Below are 17,798 nucleotides of genomic sequence, written 5' to 3' on the forward strand. Positions count from 1 at the left end.
TGGCAGCCACCCCCACTTTTTGGAAGCGACGGCTCGCCGACTAGGATATACTGAAATTCAGTACTAAGACGTCTTATTCGACGGTTTATGGATAGGCAGTTCGACGACGAAGACTGAACCAGTTGGGTCGTTGTCCTCGACCCATACGTCACCACCGAATTGGTCCGTCAGGAGATGGACGAGATATAGACCAATCCCTGATCCTGGACTGTCCAATCCTTTCTCCCCTTTCCCGAAGATTTGTTCTTTCTGTTGGTCAGGAATGCCAGGTCCATTATCTGTAATCCGGTACCGGACAGTCTCTGAGTTCTCTTCACAGGAGACGGTGATCTCAGGGGTCTCTTTGTCGTTGTGTCGGACCGCATTCTCGAGGATATTCCGGAAAACCGAAGAAAGCATCTCGTTTGCCTGTACCGACACGTCGCAGAGTTCACCCGATACGTGAAACTGCGCGTTCGGGAACGAATCACGTACTGCAGCGAGCTCAGCGTCAAGAAGTGGCTGAAGCTGGATTTCTTCTAATTCAGCTGTTCCTTCTTCTGAGAGTGATTCAACGAACTCACGTGCGACCTCTGTGAACTGAATTACGTGCCGGGACTTCTGTAACACTCGGTCCAGAGCGTCTTCCCCATCTTCATCGATATGGTCTTTGAGGATCTCGGCCCATCCGAGAATCACGGTCATATCGTTCCGGATATCGTGTCGAACCACGCGATTTAACGCCTCGAGTTGTTCGGTTTTCTCTTCGAGTCGCTGTCGATATGACTCGCGTTCAGTTACGTCGGTAACCGTCACTAATTGGCCGGTCGTTACCTCACCTGCTAAGAATGGCGTGCTCGACACGTCATAATACCGTGTTTCACCTTCCTGCGTAATTGTCAGGATATCTTGTTTGGTGAGATGATCTGCGAGTGCGGTATTCACAGCCTCAAGCGGTTCGCCAAAGGAATCCTCAAGGGTTGGAAACAGTTTGCGAGCCGCTTGATTGTAATCCTGAATCCGGGTTTCTTGGTCGAGGAAGATTGCGGGTTTCTCTGACTCCCCGGTTAATCGGATTGCCTCAAACCGTTGTCTGTAGAAGAAGAGCGTTCCAACGGCGAAGAGGGCGACGCCAGGCGGCTCATACATTAATGGGAGCAGCCAGTCGACCTGGCCGCCAATAATCGTTGCAACAGCTGGGAGGCCTGAGAGTCCAACGAGCACGACGAGCGGACGGCTGTCACTCCCAGTATGATGGAACCGCTCCATCAGTACGAAGAATCCGACAGCGATGGCGGCATATGATAACCCCAAGACGATCCAGTAGAGCAGTTCGTGATGGATCACGAGGTGTGGGAATGGTTCTGTGATCCATTCCGTCGTAAAGTAGAGATTGTGGAGTGGATTCGTGACTTTGAGAGCGGTGAAAAAGAGGAACGTCCCGAGAATGAGGTTTCGGAATGGGGCGTGTCGAGGTGGCCGACCGGTATATGCAGCACAAAAGTACAGCCAGGCCCCAACGGCGACGAACGCAAAGATGAAGCCAAATATATAGAAAGCGAGTTTCCCGGCACGCGTCGGTGCGAGAAGATAGCCAATGTACCCTCCAGACCACAGAGCAACGGAACCGAGGAAGACGATCAGTCCTTCACGTGTCTCCGGATGCTGTATCTTCCGTGCTTGTGGAATAGTCGCCACGCAGGCAATCGCAGATAGTGCGAAAATTATGACGTGACCTAGAAGGAGGGGATTCATTATCCAGATAAAGGGTTGTTCTCGGGGTATTAAATAACGGTTTGGAACAGCCCTCTTTCAGGGGGATATCGGGCTTCTTCCGGCCACTAGGCATTCCTTCTCTCGGTCGATTCCCAGAGTTGGCGTCCAACTCATAAGGATCCAACAGTACTGGTACAGCGGATTAACCAACAAGGGGGAAATTCACGCGGAGTGTGTTGGTTAAGATTAGAGCTTACTCTTCGTTCTCACGCAGCTCTTCAGCCTTCCACTTGAGCCGGCGCAGAATTTGCGTTCGATTCTGGTGGGCGTTCTCGTAGGCAACGCACTCCTGGAGGGTTTCCATATCCGGAATCGTCGCGATTCCTGCCTTGATCAATCGGTAATTCGATGCTTCGAGACGTTTCCCAGGTGGGAATTCGTCGTCACTCCCGTCGCTGATCGTGGACTGTTCCATCTCTAAGGCCCTCCACCCCTTGAGGGCGAGAAAGACAGAACAGACGACTACGTCACCACGTGGCGTCAGGCCATCGCCTCTTCGAAGCACTCGCGAAGCCCATAATATCACTGACCAAACTGATTGGTTTTATTTGATGCCGGTGTTATCGAGTGGTTCCAGTCGTATAGTTGCGAACATTCGGTAACTCCCATCCATATCTGACTGCAATAAGTCGTGATCCCACTGTCATGGTCGCACATCCACCGGCTGCGAGCGCACCGGTTCCAAAATGAATCGACAGTAGCCAGTAGAGACCTCCACCAAGCACGGCACAGCTCGCATAAAAGTCCTGAAGTAGAATAAACGGGGGACGATCAAGAAGAATATCAGCGAATGCTCCTCCGCCAACGGCATTAATTGTCGCGACAGCAACTACGCCGAAGGGAGACACTCCGGCATGGGTCGCCACGATTGCTCCGGTGGTTGCGAACGCGCCAAGGCCGATTGCATCGGCAACCAGTGAGACCGGATGCCGATGCGGCTCATCGAGGAGCACCGAGAGTGCTGCGGCTAAAATCACTCCAAGCACTCCAAACCCGATATTTGAAAGTGTCTGGAGCGAAAGTGGGATTCGCAAGACGAGGAGATCCCGTGTTGTGCCGCCGCCAAATGCAGTAACGAGCCCAACCACACTGACGCCAAACGGATCAAATCCCTCTCGAATGGCTTTACTGGCACCAACGAGTGCAAATGCGACCAATCCGACTGCATTTGCAACCCAGAACAATGCGTTTTCCAACATCAATCACTACGAACTTCGTGGTCCGTATGTGCCGATGAATCTGTTTCTCGGAGGCTGACAATCGCTTGGCGCATTGTGGAACGACTGACAAGTGTGAACCCTGCAGCCACGGCCACAAACCCGACAACGGTTGTCATACTAATTGTTTGGCCAAGGAGTAGGACTGATACGACCGTTGCAGCTACTGGTTCCAGATACGCGACAAGTGTCGTTTCAGTCGCGCCAACCTCTCTTACCAACCGGAAGTACAATAGATACCCTCCGGCTCCAGCGACGAGAGTGATGTATACCAACGAGACAACTGCTACTGGGGAAAGCGACTGTACATCCGGCACCGATTCACCACGAAGAAAGCTACCACAAAACAGGAGTGTTGCCCCAACTAGCATTGCCCACCCTTGGAGTGCTTCCATAGGGAGCCCTTCGTCGAATAACTGGATTGTCACAGATCCAACTGCAAACAGTATCGTTCCGAGAAAGACCAAGCCGACACCGAGTGCCGTCGACGATAGTGATGTAGTACCCACTGATGGTTGTGAGAGAACTACAACGCCACTTATGCCGAGACAGAACCCAATCACGTCGGGAAGTCCACGGGATTCCCCGAGGATGGGGACTGCAACAAGAGCTGCGACGACTGGCGACATCGTGGTGACGACGGATGCGACGGCGCCTGTAATGTGCTGTGTGCCCAAGTAGAGACCCGCTTGATAGCCACCAAACATGAACCCGCCAACGATGCTGATACTCAGGAGTTCGCGTGTCGTTTCTGGTCGCAACCGGTCCGTAGTCAATCGTGCATACCCGAGGACGATACAGCCAGAGACAGCATATCGAATCCCAGCAGCACCTAGTGGGGGAAGCTGTGAAACGACGATGTCAATTGCGGGGAACCCGGCTCCCCAGAGAAGACCCAACCCGATGATAGCTAAGCCTGCCGGAATGTGAAATCGGAATGTGTTTGGGGCCCCCATATTCTGTTGGTCGAGGGTATGTGGTAGATTGGGAATAAGTGAAGGAACGCGGCATTACTCCGAGCGTATTACGGTAAGTTCGTCATCTATTCGAAACTGAGGCCGCATTTAGTGAATAAGCTGAAGTAGCTACGAACTATGGCATGAGTCACAGCGTATGGACGAGAAAGATATCCAGATTTTGAAATCGTTAGAAGAACTCGAGACGACGAGTACCGAAGCGGTGAGTGACGCAACGGGGATTCCGTTATCGACCATTCATTACCGCCTCAACAATCTCCGTGATGCTGGGGTCATCACAAACGAACGATTAGACCTCGATCTCGACGAATTCGGACTTGGAGTAACAATCCTTGTACAGATATTTACGAAGGATGATCAATCCCATACCGAGAGTGGGCAAGCTATTGCGGGTATTGAAGGGGTAACAAAAGTCTTCTTCACGATGGGGAGTACTGACTTTATCGCGTTAGCACGGTTGCCAAACAGTGACAGCGTGGAGCGATTGATTTCCGATTTTGAAGCGCTTGACGAGGTTGCTCGTACTAACTCAACGTTTGTCATCGAACGGGAACTCGATAGTCACTACCCCCTCCAACAGTACAGCGAAGAGACTCTCGTTGAAGAAGTCGGGTAGTAGTTTAACTGACGCGGTCGTATCATCCAGATAGGGGAGTTGCGCGTTGCCACAAGACATTCAATTGTCGCTCGAATCTATAGACGATCTCTGCCTCTATCACACCTACTACACCAAACCAGAATTCGAAGTTTGTCGTATTCGCGGTTCCGCTCGCCGACGAGACTCGCCATCTCATGTCCACCGAGGAATTCGCCGCGATGCGCGACGACGCGATTCTGATCAACGTCGCGCGTAGCCCTGTGGTCGACCAGGCGGCGCTCGTCGACGCTCTCGAAGCTGGGGCGCTCGGTGGGGCTGCACTCGACGTCTTCGAGGCGGAACCGCTGCCCGAGGAGTCCCCCCTTTGGGAGTTCGAGGAGGTTCTCATCACTCCCCACTGCGCAGGATTCACTGAGGACTACTATCGGAACGTCGCGGATCTCGTCCGGGAGAACCTCGCCCACATTGACGCTGGCGAGGAACTCGTCAATCGGATTGTGTAGCCGAGTGGCTTGGGATTACGCAGATCGCACAGGCCGAACAGAGGCACACGATAGACTTCCACTATAGCTGTTCAGTGATATGTTCCTTGAGCAGCGTCCGGTGACAGCGTTTCTGGTCGGTGTTCTCGAAACAGACGAAGACGAGGTGTTCGTCGTCACGAAGCCGATCCGTGAGCTCAGCAACTGCCTCCTGAGCATCCGCTGCTTCGGTGAGATGTGTTCGGTACCGGTCCTCGAATCGGACCTCGTCCCAGGCAGCATTATGGGCGCCTTCGTCACACATCCCCTGCATTTTGAAATCCTCGTGGCGCTGTTTGAACTCGTCGAGGAAGTCTGGGGGTGGACCGAGTGCCGGGTAGTTCTCGTCGATCGTCGTTCTGAACCAGCCAGTTGGCCGTCGTACCACACCCACGAACGTAGCCTCCGGGGAGATGTCTACGAGATCATGCTGTAGCGCTGCGACGTACGTGTCCTCGAGGAGGTCAGAGGTGGTCACGATCTCTGTCTTTGCCGTTCGGCGCCCAGCGTAGTCAACCTCCCGGTGGATGTCTATGGCCCCTGCCCGCTGGGGGGTTTTGTGATCGTTCGCAGAGCGAGAATATGGCCGGGCTATGCTGTCGAGACTGTCCAGCGGGTAGGACGACCGACATTGATTCGGGCAGCGGATTGACGCATTACTGCCGGAGTACGGTTCAAATAGAGACTGCACGTCCAACAGGTATCGAATCGACGGCTGTCTGCCGATATCGAAAGCTATAGTCCGATTTGTGAGCAAGAGCTAGGGGAATGTCGTGGATCTTGCTCTTTGTAGCTGGCCTGTTCGAGATCGCTTGGGCAATTGGCTTAGAGTATTCTGACGGCCTCTCAGAACCAATCCCGACAGCGGGTACAGTCATCGCGCTCATCATCAGTATGGTGTTACTCGCGAAAGCGATACAAGACCTGCCGATCGGGACCGCGTATGCTGTGTGGACGGGGATCGGCGCCGTCGGAACCGCGACACTCGGCATCGTCTTGTTCGACGAGCCAGCGACGAGTGCCCGCCTCCTCTTCATCTCCGTGATCGTTTTCGGGATCGTCGGTCTTCACTTCGTCTCTGGAGGCCACTAACGACGACTCACCGAACGGAGTCCGGCGGTTACCAGCCGTACTCCTGGTGGACCTGGCGACCTTCTTCGTTCAACAGTGGTCCGACCACATCGCTGACGCCATCCAGAATTTCCGCGCACCGAACTGTTGGCTCGCTCCCCGTGAACGCCGCGATTTCATCACTCCCGACACTGTAGACGACGCGACCGAACCCAGCTGTGGCCATCCCGCCAGCACACATCGGACACGGCTCGGTGCTCGTATACATGACCATCGCAGCGCGCTCATCAGCGTCGTACTCTCGGCACGCGCGGTACGCGAGATGGAGCTCGGGGTGGCGGCGGATATCGTCCTCCGTACTCTCGCGATTCGAATCGCTCATGATGACAGTATCGTCGCGGACGAGCACGGAGCCGAACGGTTTGTCGCCACGAGCGGTAGCCTCGCGCGCTAACTCGAAGGTATCGCGCATATGTGCGTCATGATCGAACTCGTCGAAATTGGGAGCTGCCATAGCTGTATGGTAGTCTCTCTGGGTGAAGTACTTGGTTGGAACGGCGACTCAGGCTTCGTTTGGCCTGTGACGGTCCCTGTCGGTTGGTCTATCCTTCGGGAGGTGATGACGGTGATTTTTCACCCCGCTGCCAGCCTACCCTCTGACCTCCAGTATTCTAGATGTAGAGTGGTTAAGAGTCTGCAACGCGGACCTACCGACTGAGGAATGATTCTAAGTGACGGATAGAATGAAGGCTGTTCGCATGCACGAGTTCGGCTCACCGGATGTCCTCAGATACGAGGATGCGCCCCGTCCGGATCCGCTCGATGATGAGGTTCTCGTTCGGGTTCACGCAGCGGGTGTCAACCCAGTCGACTGGCGGATTCGTCAGGGAATGCAGCTGGTGTCGATGCTGCCCGAGAATCCGTTTCCCCTCATTCTCGGGATGGACGTTTCAGGCGTCGTCGAGGAGACCGGCGCGTCAGTCACTGAATTTGAGACGGGCGATGCAGTGTTCGGTGTCAACGGGTTCCCAGAGTTAGGTTCCTATGCGGAGTATTCGGCCACACCTGCCGAGCAACTAGCCCCGAAGCCCAAATCGCTCGATCACGGGGAGGCAGCTGGCGTGCCGGTCGTCACGCAGACCGCTTGGCAAGCGTTATTCGAGTATGCTGATTGCACGGCCGACCAGCGAGTTCTCATCCACGGTGCAGCAGGTGGTGTCGGACATATGGCCGTCCAGCTGGCGAAATGGAAGGGGGCCGACGTAATCGCCACAGCGTCGGGATACAGCGAAGACTATCTCCGGGAGTTAGGCGTCGATGAGTTCGTGAACTACCGCGAGGAGCGCTTCGAGTCAGTGATTGATGAGGTCGATATCGTGGTAGATACAGTCGGGGGTGAAACCCCAGCACGCTCAGTTGACGTGCTCAGGAAAAAGGGGGTGCTCGTTTCAGTCGTTGGACAACCATCCGGAGCGCTCACCACCAACCACGACATTGATGTACAGGTGGTAAGTGGGCGGTCGAATTCCCCATCGCTCCTAACAACGATTAGCGAACTGATTGACGCCGGAGAAGTGCGCCCCACGATCAGTGCCGAATTCCCACTCGAAAATACAGCTCAGGCACACGAAGTAGGTGAGACAGAACACGTACAAGGGAAACTCGTTCTCAGCGTAGCGTGATTCGACGTGTCGTACATTGAATTGAGATCCACAGTCAGTATCGAGTGGATCTCCCACTCCAATTCTTGTGACAATAGAATTAGAACTATTTCTCCAACACGGATTAGCGTGGCCACCGCCCTGTAGCGGATGACTTACGGGGAGCACTTACCGAGAGAGTAATAGAACGGATGGAATGGATACGGAAACTCCGGAATTCGCCAGCAGCGGCCGTGATTTTCGCGAGTACCCTCGTCGCTGTCATGGGTGTCTCACTCATCAGCCCTGTACTCCCAGCGGTCCAGGAGGCATGGAACATTTCGGAGGCACAGGCCAGCCTCTTGCTGTCGGCGTTCACGCTCCCCGGAATCTTTCTCACTCTCCCGATTGGACTGCTAACCGACCGCATCGGTCGAAAACCGATTCTAATCCCGGCGCTCGTTGTCTTCGGACTCAGTGGTGGCGGTATCATCTTCATTTCCGACTTCACCCTGATCTTGGTCCTGCGAGCCATCCAAGGGGCGGCGAGTAGTGCGATTGCGATGCTCACGGTCACGCTCCTCGGCGACCTCTATTCCGGTGAACAACGACGAGTGCTAATTGGGACCAACGCGGCGATTCTCGCGGTGGGTGCTGCTGGCTATCCGTTACTCGGCGGTGCGCTCGCGACAGTCGCTTGGTCGGCGCCCTTCGCGTGTTTTCTCCTCGCGCTGCTCGTCGCTGTACCCGGCATAACCTTGCTCGAGGAGCCACAGCGCGACGAGAACAATACGAATTCGAGTATCCGTGCATTCCTCACCGGGCCCACATCGATGACCCCCTTCGTCGTGCTCTATCTCGCAATCTTCGGTATTTTTGTCATCCTCTATGGTGCGCAGCTCACCGCCGTTCCGTTCCTACTCGCCAACGAATATCAGCTCTCTTCAGCCGGTATCGGCCTTCTCGTGGGATTACCAGCAATTTCAATGGGAGCGACAGCAATGCAAGGTGATCGCGTGCTTCGGTCGCTCACGAGCTTCCAATCGATCGCGCTCGGATTCGTGAGTTACGGGATCGGACTCGTCATTGTCGCCGTCGCGGACTCCATATACGTAGTTGCTGGTGCACTCCTTCTATTCGGACTTGGTCAAGGACTTGCAGAGCCGATTACGGATACGGCACTCAACGAACGAGCACCGGACGAATTCCGCGGGAGCATTATGAGTATTCGGACGAGTGTTCTCAGACTCGGCACGACGGTCGGTCCGCCGCTTAGTGTCGGGGCTGCAGCACTGTTCGGCTATCGTCAAACCCTGTTAGTGTCTGGTGCCGCTGCCTTCTTGATCGGAGTAACGTGGTTTACGGTGAGACGTCAGTGAACACTCAAAGTCAGCTAACAGATTGGAGACGGAATGTGTTCATTGGTGGGTATCCAGAATTCGACGTACGGTGACCTCGGCAAGCTGTGTGAAACCCACTGTATCCGGCATAACATCGACAGCGATCCCATGCTTGTCGACAGCACGTTTTGTTGGTGCTCCTATCGCTCCAACAATCGTCTCCTCTAGCTCGCGTTGGAGTGCAGCGACAGCGTCACGTTCAGTCGCAATTTGAACGAAGTACTCTACCGTCTTTGGCGAGGTGAACAGTATACCGTCCAGCTTACCGTCTACCGCAAGTGAAACCGACTGTCCCGCAGTCTCCGGTCGTTCCAAGCGATATAAGGATGTTTCGCTGACAATTGCACCAGCTGCTTCCAGTCCTTCAACAAGTACTTCGCTGCCGTGTGCACTCCGAGCAAGTTCAACGGTTTGGCCCTCGACATCAGTAGATAACTCGTCGACGAGTCCTGTGGATGTGAACGTCGATGGAACGATATCGACTGAATAGCCCCGATTGCATAATGCGGTTGCAGTCTGATCTCCGACAGCACAAACAGTGGTTCCTCGTTGTTTCCATCCTGCTGTCGCAGCTAGATCGACACCGGTCTCGCTTGTGAAGATACAGTAATCCGCATGTTGGGGAACCTGACCGGTCGGTGTGATTGCCAGCATCGGGTCTGGAATCGGGGATACATCGAGTGACTGGAGATACTCGACCGCCTCAACGATACGGCTGTCGTCGGGTCGGAGAACAGCCACCGTCGGCTGGGACATATTGAACAGTTAGCCGATGCTGGACTTGTGTGTATCGAGAATCGGCGACCAGTCTCGAACGATTCAAACCGGCATCCTGCTAATTGCCGGTATGGACGAGGAGTCTCACGACCACGTTGTTCCCGGAAGTGATGAAGAGTTGACCACGCCAGACGTGCAGGGCTACGACTTCCGTGGCGAATTCGATTTTCAGGAGATGCTGGAAGCGTATGCAACGACGGGCTTTCAGGCGACGCAACTCGCAGAGGCCATCGACATCGCCGAGCAAATGCAAGACGCCGATGCCACGATCTATCTCACATGCACGTCGAATATCATTTCGTCGGGATTGCGTGAAGTCGTCGCCTACCTCGTTCGTGAAGGGTACGTCGACGTGCTTATCACGACCGCGGGATCGCTGGCGGAGGATGTTATCAAAACGGCGAAGCCGTTCAAAATGGGAGAGTGGGATGCGGACGAGGCCGCGCTCCGAGAACAGGGAATCAACCGTCTTGGGAATCTCTTTGTTCCTTCCGACCGATACGTCTGGTTGGAGGAGTACCTGTACGACTTCTTCGAGGAGTTCTTCGCCGACGAAAAGGTCCGGACGCCGACGGCGTTTGCCCGCGAGTTAGGGGAGACACTCGACGATCCCGATTCGGTCCTGAAGCAAGCGGCGGACAACGACGTTCCCGTGTACTGTCCAGCGCTGACGGACGCCGAAGTTGGGAACTTTCTCTACTATTACAGACAGGGATACGACTCGGAAGTCGGCATCGAAATCCTCGACGATTATGACTCGCTTATCGAGGACGGGATGCTTGCTGACACGACAGGTCTGATCGCAGTTGGAGGGGGCGTCCCGAAACACCACGCGATTATGACAAATCTGTTCCGTGGCGGGGCGGATTACGTCGTCTACATCTCGACTGGTATGGAAGGGGATGGCTCACTCTCTGGAGCGCCCCCGAACGAGGCAGTATCGTGGGGGAAGATCAAAGACGATGAGCGGACGAATTACACGCAGGTTGAAGCAGAAGCAACGCTCGTCTTCCCACTGCTTGTAGCGGGTGCTTTCAGCGAGTGAGTGCGATCTGCTGATTAAACTGGCGCTGTAGCAGACTGTAGCTAGAAAGCGTAGTAGGGTGGTTACAGTTGATGCTTGGCGGTCAACCGTTCAGTCCGAGTGTGCGGGAGATCCAAGTTGATCGTTGCCTTCGCTAGAGTCGGTTGCAGCCACCTGATCACCGTTCGCCGAGAGCAGGTGGCGCTTCGAGTTGAAGACGACGATGAGACTACTGACCGCCATCATAACGGCGGCGATCAACGGCGTGATCACGCCAGTCATTGCCAGTGGAAGCGCGATCGCGTTGTAGCCAGCCGCCCAGAGCAGGTTCTGTTTGATTCGGCCTCGTGTTTCACTCGCCAGCTCGAAGACCTCAGGAACGGCGTCGAGACGGTCGTCCAGTACTACCGCGTCGGCCGCCTCGATCGCCAGATCGGTGCCGCTCGAGACCGCGATCCCGAGGTCTGCGCTCGCGAGGGCGGGCGCGTCGTTCGTTCCATCGCCGATCATTGTCGTCGTCCCGCGCTCCCGGAGACCCTGGACGATCGCTTCCTTGGACTCGGGGCGCACGCCTGCAAATACGTGATCGATCGCTGGATGGTTTGCAAATGTTTCGGTCATCCGTTCGTCGTCGCCGGTCAGCACGACGATTTCCCGGTCCGCATCCGTGAGATCGGAAACCACGCGTTCCCAGTTCTCACGCGGCGTATCTCGGACCGAGACGATCCCCTGGACGACACCCTCCCAGGCAATCGCCGTCGGATGATTGCCCGATTCGTAGGCGTCCGTGACGGCTGTCTCGATCTCTGCAGGTATCGTCCACTCGTCGGCGTCAAAGGAGTCTGGATGGCCGATAACCACGCGGGTATCGTCGACGAGGGCTGACACGGTACGGTCGGCGCTCTCGAAACGCGACACAGAGCGTGTGGTCGGCGGGGCGGCATCGTCGATCGCAGCGGCGATGGGGTGGCTCGACCGGCGTTCGACGGCGGCCGCCATCGCAAGCACTTCGTCAGGATCGTCGCCAGCGACGTCCACAAGCTCCATCTCCCCCGTGGTGAGCGTCCCAGTCTTGTCGAACACGACGACCGCGGAGTCGTCGATCCGCTCGAGCACTGTCTCGTTGAGAACGAGTATGCGATTATCGGTGGCATCGCGGGTGGCCGCCGCGAGTGCAAGCGGGGTCGCGATCCCGAGCGAGCACGGACACGAGACCACTAACACAGAGACACCGACCATTATAGCTGTATTCGGGTCGTTGCCGAGGACGAACCAGCCAGTGGCAGTTAGCACGGCAAGCCCGAGTACGAACGGAACGAACAGTACCGCAAAGCGGTTGACAATATGCTGGACACCCGTCGCAGAACTCTTGACGTTCCAGAGGAGTTCGACGAGGCGATCCATCGTGCTGGTGTTTTCTGGACCAACTTCGACGACAACCGCATTGTCTGTGGGGATCGACCCGCCGAGTACAGTGTCCCCGACGGATTTCCGTTGCGGGAGAGATTCACCTGTGACGAGTGCCTCGTCGATCGCGGCAGTCCCGTCGACAATCTGGCCGTCGACTGGGACCCGTTCGCCAGGTTTGACTAACAGGTGATCGCCAGGCTCACACGCTTCAATGTCGATGGTTTCGGTGGCCTCGCTGTCGTCGTCGAGCCGGCGGGCGTCATCGACGCGTGAATCTGTGAGGTCAGCGCGATTGCCGAGTGCAGCGCGTTTGACCCGTGACTCAATATGGTTGCCGATAGTGACGATCGCGAGCACCATCACTGCGACGTCGAAGTACGGGTCGCGCCCGCCCGTGAGGTAGGTGGCCAGCGAGTAGAGGTACGCTGCGAGCACCGCGATGGCGATCAACACGTCCATGTTCGGGCGACCGACTTTCAGGCTCACATAGGCCCCACGGAAGATCGGATATCCCAACCCGATGACGATGAGCGTACTCCAGACAGCGAGGGGCGCGAACACCATCGCCTCAACGGTACTCCCGTAGAGAAAGCTCTCGGGATAGATGCCGAGGTATACCGGATAGATGAACAGGACGTAGAGAATCAACACGGGCATCATCAGTACCGCCGCGAGCACTGCACGGTATTTGCCGAACTCGACGCGCGAACGCAGCGAGTCGTTTTCCTCGTCAGGACCGTGGGCCTGATAGCCCAGTCGACTGAGTGCAGCGGAGATCGCGTTACGGTCGATCTGGGCAGGATCGTACACCACCTGCGCCATTTCAGTGGCGTAGCTCGCACGCGCCTCGTGAACACCGTCCTCTTCCTCGGCAAGGAGTTCGATGAATCCTTCGCAGGTCTGACAGTGCATTCCGTCGATCGAGAGGTAAGCCGTTTCGGCATCCTCGGGGACATCCGGTCGAGAATCCTCAGCCTCGACGCGGTCACGGACGGCCGCAATCGAGAGGTCGACGTCCTCACCGTTGTCAACCAGGCGTGCGACCTCTAGACAGCCCCCACAGCAGAATTCGCCGTCGATGGCCTCGTCGATGATTGGGTCTTCGGCGGGGAGGTCACAGAGTGTGCAGGTGGACATGTTACGCAACCGCCTCCGAGCCGGAGATTGGTTGATAGTACGGGATGTCGGGCAACGGGAGCACGACGCCAAACCGCATGAGCCCCATCGCTAACAGGACGTATCCGAGCCCAATGAACAACACACCGAGTCCATAGTGGACCACCTGTCGCTGGCGGGCGCTTACTGACTGGATCACCGTTCCGTAGAGGAACACACTAGGAATCGTCCCGAGCCCAAGCGCGGCGAGCGAGAGGAGACCATATACAGGCGAGCCCTGTGCGAACGCATACAGGAATGCGGGATAGAGAAGCATACACGGCAACAACCCATGAAGCGCGCCAAGCCCGACGATGCCGATGCCGTTGACCCAGCGGTCGATCCGTGTCGAGATCACTGTGTAGGTTCGCGCGAATACTGATCCGATACCAGTATCGGCAATCACACCTTCGACGGCTCCTTGTTGGTAGCCGGCCAATCGGGTGATCCCCATCCCGAGGATTGCCACGCCGATGCAGATGCCGACGACACCTTGGACTGGCCCGAGAATCCCGGCGAGCCCGATCGTCCCATAGAGCAGCGCGCCAGCAGCCCCGAAGACAGCCCCGATGAGGGCGTAGCTCATCGTCCGGCCGAGGTTGAACAGCGCGTGCTGCCGCACTTCATAGAGAGTGAGTGCGCCAGACCAGCGGTCGTCGGTTTCCATACGCTCGGCGTAGGTTGCAACGAGCGGGCCGCACATTCCAATACAGTGTGCACCGCCGAGGAGACCAATCAGAAAAAACACCACCAGTCCGTAGCCACTCGCGATGCCGATCTCACTCAGTTGTACTAGGACTGCCGAGATCATACTCACGGCTGGCAAAGCCAGCATAGATTAGAGTATACCACCCGTCCTGTGTAGTTGGTTTCGGTTCGGGCCGTGACTTCGAAGGTCACTGATGAGAGTGAATGTTACCCCGCGCACGGTGGCGCGGGGAATCCTGCTCTCACGAGGGCAGGCTTCCTGTTTCGATGACGTGACGTGCAGACACAAACTCAAACTGAGTCGTGTCCGTAGCGGTCACAGTCTCCACAGGCGTGTCTTCGGGCCATCCCAGCCCTAGTTCAGCAAAGCCGCGTTGGAGGATGTTCATTGCCGCGTTCGCATCTCTGTCCGTCTCGAACCCACAACTCGGACAGGAGTGTTCCCGAACCCAGATTGGCTTCAGCGTCGCCACATCACATCGGGCGCACTCCTTCGTGGTTCCCTTCGTCTCGACCTGCACGACGTGTGTGCCGTACAAGTTTGCTTTGTATTCAAGAATCTGGATGAACTGTCGCCATGCCGCATCCTGCTTGTTGCGAGCGTTGCCGTCGCCCTGAAGCATCCTCTTTACGTCGAGGTCTTCCACGAACACGGCGTCGTACTCGTTGACGAGCCACGTCGTAAGTTTGTGCTGATAGTCCAGTACTTTCCGGCGAATCCGGTACTTCACTTTGGCGACCTTCTGGCGTTGCTTCTCGTAGTTGCGACTCCCGTGGTCTTTCCGCGAGAGTTTTCGTTGCTCGCGCCGCAGACACTCGTAGTCGTCTTCGAGATCGAGCCAATCCACGGTTTTGCCATCGCTGGTATGGATGTAGTTCAGGATACCGAGGTCAATCCCGACGCTATTGCTCGCATCCAGCGAGTCAACGTCGGGCTTCTCGGGGAGGTCGGCGTCTTCGGTTTCCAGCCCGAAGGAGACGAACCACTCGCCAGTCGTCTCTTTTTTGAATGTGACTTCTTTGATGGTGGCGTGGTCTGGAATCGATCGGGAGTATCGGATTTTCACCCAGCCGATTTTACTGAAGCGGACGTATGCGTACTTGTCGTGGCCCCTCTTTTCATCGAGGTCGAAACCAGACTGATTGTACGTCACGCTTCGATATTCGGCGGGTGCTTGCCGTTTGAGACGACCGACGCTGTACCCCTTTTCTTTGAGTTCACTCAGGACGGTGAGATTGTGATGGAAGCGGGCGACGGTGGCTTGTGCGGCCTTCGAGTGTAGTTCACCGAACACCGGCCACCGTTGCTTCCACTCAGGGAGTTTGTTGTTCTGGTCGTACTCACTCGGCCTGTCGTCTTCGGGACTGTTCTCGTAGTCCCAGCGGACGTGGTTGTAGAGTTGGCGATGAACATCGAGATGGTGTTCCAGTCGTTCCGCTACCTCTTGTGTCGGATAGGCGTGGTAGCGGTGACTGTATTCCATTGACGTCTGTTGATTACCGATGTGTTCACTTAATGGTTTGTACCACGAGTTGTCGGCTTCATCCCCGACCACGGCGGGTCGGGGTATTCGCCTCGCTGACCAGTATAAATAGGAACACACAGCCCGAATGTTCATTAGATATGCCCGAATTCATGCAGCGATCGGCACGGGAACTTGCGTCTGAAATCCGTACTGGACGTCTATCTGCCCTTGCCCTCCTCGAGTCAACCCTAGAGCGTATCGGAGCAATCGATGATTTGAACGCGTTCATCACGATCACTGAGAAATCGGCACGGGAGCGTGCTCACGCGGCCGACGCTGCAGCGGCCCGTGGAGAAGACCTCGGCCCACTTCACGGTGTGCCAGTCGCAATCAAAGATCTTCGGAGCCGGAAAGAGGGTGTCAGGAATACAATGGGACTCGCACCATTGGCCGATAACGTGGCCGACGAGGATTCCATCACAGTCGAACGACTAGAAGCTGCCGGTGCCGTCATCGTCGGTACGACCAACACACCGGCACTCGGTCACACTATTAAGACAGAGAATCGGCTTGTTGGAGCGACCCCGACCCCGTTCGACCCCGATCATTCCGCTGGCGGCTCATCTGGTGGCTCGGCAGCGGCGCTTGCGGCGGGTATAGTACCGCTTGCCACCGGGTCGGATATCGGTGGCTCGCTCCGGGTTCCGGCCTCCTGTTGTAACGTCATCGGGCTGAAACCGACGTTCGGGCTTGTTCCCGAACGTATCCCATTCGACGGATTCGGCACCCACTCTCCATTTTTTGTGGGTGGGCCGATGGCACGAACAGTTGAGGACACAGCTCTCTTACTCGATGTCCTCGCAGGCTATGACGACCGAGACCCATTTAGTGTGCCCCGTTCAGAGACGGAATACGTCGAGGCCACTAACCGGCCGACTTCTGAGCTATCGGTTGCGTACAGTCCGAATCTGGATTTACAACCAGTTGCATCGGCAGTGCGTGAAACAGTTGATGCTGCCGTCACGGACCTAGCGGCCGGCGGTGCGACAGTCGATACTGTAGACGTCTCGCTCCCGTCGTATGAAGAGCTCTCGATGGCATACGTCACGCAGGTTGGCGCCTTCTTCAGTGCATTCGCTCAACAAATCGAAGACCGGTACGACATCGACTTCGAGACGGCAGATGTCGAAGACACGGTTCGATCGACGATCGCATTAGGAACAGAGACCGACGCTGCCGACAATCGATTACAGAACGCGCCACGGACTGATGCATACGATGGCATTCAGGACGCGCTGACTGGCTACGACGTTCTCGTGACACCCACTCTTACCGTCCCACCGTTCAGCAAGCATCTCACCGACGGCTATCCAACGGAAATCAACGGTCAATCCGTGATTGGTGTCCCGACAGACGTGATGTTGACATGGGTGTTCAATATGACTGGCCACCCTGTGGCGTCAGTTCCTGCTGGGATTACCGACAACGGGCTTCCAGTTGGATTACAGATTGTTGGCCGGCGGTTTGCTGAAGCAGATATTTTGAGCGTCGCTGCAGCGCTTGAACGATGCCGGCCGTGGATGGATCAGTATCCTGTACGGTGAACTGACCAGTCATCGGTGGCTGACACAGCGTCTGAATCTCTTGAGCAGTTCCCGAGATCAAACACAGTAACTGGTTTTCTCATTGTGCGAAATTATTTTTCATTCCTATAGAAGACTGCTTACTATATCAGCGAGATATACTTGGACAGCCCCAAATGTGACTCGCATAGTAGCGGCCCCAAATCCAAGAGCGATGAAACTCATAATGACAACGAAATTGGCCTTCGAATCGTTGGGGCTAAGCAGGAGCGTGAGTACAGCAAGCGTTCCCGCCATCGTACTGATGAAGAATCCTGCCAGAAATGACAAACCCGTGAAAAATGGGTCAGTGAAATCCATCACGGAGTACGCTGGATCATAGATCCCGACGACGGATAAGCTAAAGCCGATGACGACGTATCCAACAAAGCAGATAGTAACGAGGAAAGCCCCGGGGCTAGCAAGTTGATACAGTCGAAATAGTCCTCGTTCAAGC

Annotated in this window: 16 protein-coding genes and 1 pseudogene; 7 read left to right on the forward strand and 10 right to left on the reverse strand. The window is 55.9% G+C overall.

What is annotated here, in order from left to right; genetic code table 11:
• Window positions 1-63: 63 nt before the first annotated feature.
• The 4 genes from EPY72_RS14130 to EPY72_RS14145 all read right to left on the reverse strand — a co-directional run bounded on the left by EPY72_RS14130 (window position 64) and on the right by EPY72_RS14145 (window position 3,928).
• Window positions 64-1,734, reverse strand: a complete 1,671-nt coding sequence (locus EPY72_RS14130) for a sensor histidine kinase (RefSeq protein WP_168216050.1) — start codon at window positions 1,732-1,734, stop codon at window positions 64-66.
• Between the two features lie 214 nt (window positions 1,735-1,948).
• Entirely contained in the window at window positions 1,949-2,170 is a 222-nt protein-coding gene (locus EPY72_RS14135; RefSeq protein WP_135806851.1) for a DUF8129 domain-containing protein, read from the reverse strand.
• Between the two features lie 145 nt (window positions 2,171-2,315).
• Entirely contained in the window at window positions 2,316-2,954 is a 639-nt protein-coding gene (locus tag EPY72_RS14140; protein ID WP_135806852.1) for a trimeric intracellular cation channel family protein, read from the reverse strand.
• On the reverse strand, window positions 2,954-3,928 hold the full coding sequence (locus EPY72_RS14145) for a DMT family transporter (RefSeq protein ID WP_135806853.1): 975 nt from the start codon (window positions 3,926-3,928) through the stop codon (window positions 2,954-2,956). The genes EPY72_RS14140 and EPY72_RS14145 overlap by 1 nt, the downstream gene beginning before the upstream one ends.
• Window positions 3,929-4,085: 157 nt before the next feature.
• On the opposite strand from EPY72_RS14145, the gene EPY72_RS14150 reads away from it, so the two are divergent.
• A complete protein-coding gene (locus EPY72_RS14150) occupies window positions 4,086-4,565 on the forward strand; it encodes an Lrp/AsnC family transcriptional regulator (RefSeq protein ID WP_135806854.1) in 480 nt (159 codons plus the stop codon).
• 110 nt (window positions 4,566-4,675) lie between these two features.
• Window positions 4,676-5,050: pseudogene (locus tag EPY72_RS14155) on the forward strand (NAD(P)-dependent oxidoreductase); the annotation flags it as partial.
• A gap of 61 nt (window positions 5,051-5,111) precedes the next feature.
• Here the strand turns inward: EPY72_RS14155 and EPY72_RS14160 are convergent.
• The gene (locus EPY72_RS14160) at window positions 5,112-5,546 is read right to left on the reverse strand and encodes a DUF488 family protein, N3 subclade (protein WP_135806855.1); all 435 of its coding nucleotides are present in this window, start codon (window positions 5,544-5,546) and stop codon (window positions 5,112-5,114) included.
• Window positions 5,547-5,836: 290 nt separating this feature from the next.
• On the opposite strand from EPY72_RS14160, the gene EPY72_RS14165 reads away from it, so the two are divergent.
• Entirely contained in the window at window positions 5,837-6,160 is a 324-nt protein-coding gene (locus EPY72_RS14165) for a DMT family transporter (RefSeq protein ID WP_135806856.1), read from the forward strand.
• Window positions 6,161-6,188: 28 nt separating this feature from the next.
• On the opposite strand, the gene EPY72_RS14170 is transcribed toward EPY72_RS14165, so the two are convergent.
• Window positions 6,189-6,653, reverse strand: a complete 465-nt coding sequence (locus tag EPY72_RS14170; RefSeq protein ID WP_135806857.1) for a nucleoside deaminase — start codon at window positions 6,651-6,653, stop codon at window positions 6,189-6,191.
• Between the two features lie 244 nt (window positions 6,654-6,897).
• Between EPY72_RS14170 and EPY72_RS14175 the strand changes: the two genes are divergently transcribed.
• Window positions 6,898-7,821 (forward strand): NADP-dependent oxidoreductase, encoded by a 924-nt coding sequence (locus tag EPY72_RS14175; protein WP_244605584.1) that lies wholly within the window; start codon window positions 6,898-6,900, stop codon window positions 7,819-7,821.
• 170 nt (window positions 7,822-7,991) lie between these two features.
• Window positions 7,992-9,158, forward strand: a complete 1,167-nt coding sequence (locus EPY72_RS14180; RefSeq protein ID WP_135806859.1) for an MFS transporter — start codon at window positions 7,992-7,994, stop codon at window positions 9,156-9,158.
• Between the two features lie 39 nt (window positions 9,159-9,197).
• On the opposite strand, the gene EPY72_RS14185 is transcribed toward EPY72_RS14180, so the two are convergent.
• Window positions 9,198-9,935 (reverse strand): uroporphyrinogen-III synthase, encoded by a 738-nt coding sequence (locus EPY72_RS14185; protein WP_135806860.1) that lies wholly within the window; start codon window positions 9,933-9,935, stop codon window positions 9,198-9,200.
• A 91-nt stretch (window positions 9,936-10,026) separates the two neighbouring features.
• Here EPY72_RS14185 and EPY72_RS14190 point away from each other — a divergent pair, with 91 nt between their 5' ends.
• Window positions 10,027-11,001: a deoxyhypusine synthase gene (locus EPY72_RS14190; RefSeq protein ID WP_135806861.1), complete on the forward strand. Its 975-nt coding sequence runs from the start codon at window positions 10,027-10,029 to the stop codon at window positions 10,999-11,001.
• 90 nt (window positions 11,002-11,091) lie between these two features.
• Here EPY72_RS14190 and EPY72_RS14195 read toward each other — a convergent pair whose 3' ends face one another.
• From EPY72_RS14195 to EPY72_RS14205, 3 genes are all read right to left on the reverse strand, one after another.
• Window positions 11,092-13,527, reverse strand: coding sequence for a heavy metal translocating P-type ATPase (locus EPY72_RS14195; protein WP_135806862.1), 2,436 nt, complete (start codon window positions 13,525-13,527; stop codon window positions 11,092-11,094).
• Window position 13,528: 1 nt separating this feature from the next.
• Entirely contained in the window at window positions 13,529-14,380 is an 852-nt protein-coding gene (locus EPY72_RS14200; protein WP_079980352.1) for a sulfite exporter TauE/SafE family protein, read from the reverse strand.
• A gap of 115 nt (window positions 14,381-14,495) precedes the next feature.
• The gene (locus EPY72_RS14205) at window positions 14,496-15,737 is read right to left on the reverse strand and encodes an RNA-guided endonuclease InsQ/TnpB family protein (protein ID WP_135806863.1); all 1,242 of its coding nucleotides are present in this window, start codon (window positions 15,735-15,737) and stop codon (window positions 14,496-14,498) included.
• Window positions 15,738-15,877: 140 nt separating this feature from the next.
• Here EPY72_RS14205 and EPY72_RS14210 point away from each other — a divergent pair, with 140 nt between their 5' ends.
• The gene (locus EPY72_RS14210; RefSeq protein ID WP_135806864.1) at window positions 15,878-17,323 is read left to right on the forward strand and encodes an amidase; all 1,446 of its coding nucleotides are present in this window, start codon (window positions 15,878-15,880) and stop codon (window positions 17,321-17,323) included.
• The last annotated feature ends 475 nt before the right edge of the window (window positions 17,324-17,798 follow it).

The sequence above is a fragment of the Halorussus marinus genome (assembly GCF_004765795.1).
GTDB lineage: Archaea > Halobacteriota > Halobacteria > Halobacteriales > Haladaptataceae > Halorussus > Halorussus marinus.

Bases quoted from the DNA above. Each gene is read 5' to 3' on its own strand.
- EPY72_RS14130 (WP_168216050.1), bottom strand. From the start codon at position 1,734: ATGAATCCCCTCCTTCTAGGTCACGTCATAATTTTCGCACTATCTGCG.
- EPY72_RS14135 (WP_135806851.1), bottom strand. From the start codon at position 2,170: ATGGAACAGTCCACGATCAGCGACGGGAGTGACGACGAATTCCCACCT.
- EPY72_RS14140 (WP_135806852.1), bottom strand. From the start codon at position 2,954: ATGTTGGAAAACGCATTGTTCTGGGTTGCAAATGCAGTCGGATTGGTC.
- EPY72_RS14145 (WP_135806853.1), bottom strand. From the start codon at position 3,928: ATGGGGGCCCCAAACACATTCCGATTTCACATTCCGGCAGGCTTAGCT.
- EPY72_RS14150 (WP_135806854.1), top strand. From the start codon at position 4,086: ATGGACGAGAAAGATATCCAGATTTTGAAATCGTTAGAAGAACTCGAG.
- EPY72_RS14165 (WP_135806856.1), top strand. From the start codon at position 5,837: ATGTCGTGGATCTTGCTCTTTGTAGCTGGCCTGTTCGAGATCGCTTGG.
- EPY72_RS14170 (WP_135806857.1), bottom strand. From the start codon at position 6,653: ATGGCAGCTCCCAATTTCGACGAGTTCGATCATGACGCACATATGCGC.
- EPY72_RS14175 (WP_244605584.1), top strand. From the start codon at position 6,898: ATGCACGAGTTCGGCTCACCGGATGTCCTCAGATACGAGGATGCGCCC.
- EPY72_RS14180 (WP_135806859.1), top strand. From the start codon at position 7,992: ATGGAATGGATACGGAAACTCCGGAATTCGCCAGCAGCGGCCGTGATT.
- EPY72_RS14185 (WP_135806860.1), bottom strand. From the start codon at position 9,935: ATGTCCCAGCCGACGGTGGCTGTTCTCCGACCCGACGACAGCCGTATC.
- EPY72_RS14190 (WP_135806861.1), top strand. From the start codon at position 10,027: ATGGACGAGGAGTCTCACGACCACGTTGTTCCCGGAAGTGATGAAGAG.
- EPY72_RS14195 (WP_135806862.1), bottom strand. From the start codon at position 13,527: ATGTCCACCTGCACACTCTGTGACCTCCCCGCCGAAGACCCAATCATC.
- EPY72_RS14200 (WP_079980352.1), bottom strand. From the start codon at position 14,380: ATGCTGGCTTTGCCAGCCGTGAGTATGATCTCGGCAGTCCTAGTACAA.
- EPY72_RS14205 (WP_135806863.1), bottom strand. From the start codon at position 15,737: ATGGAATACAGTCACCGCTACCACGCCTATCCGACACAAGAGGTAGCG.
- EPY72_RS14210 (WP_135806864.1), top strand. From the start codon at position 15,878: ATGCCCGAATTCATGCAGCGATCGGCACGGGAACTTGCGTCTGAAATC.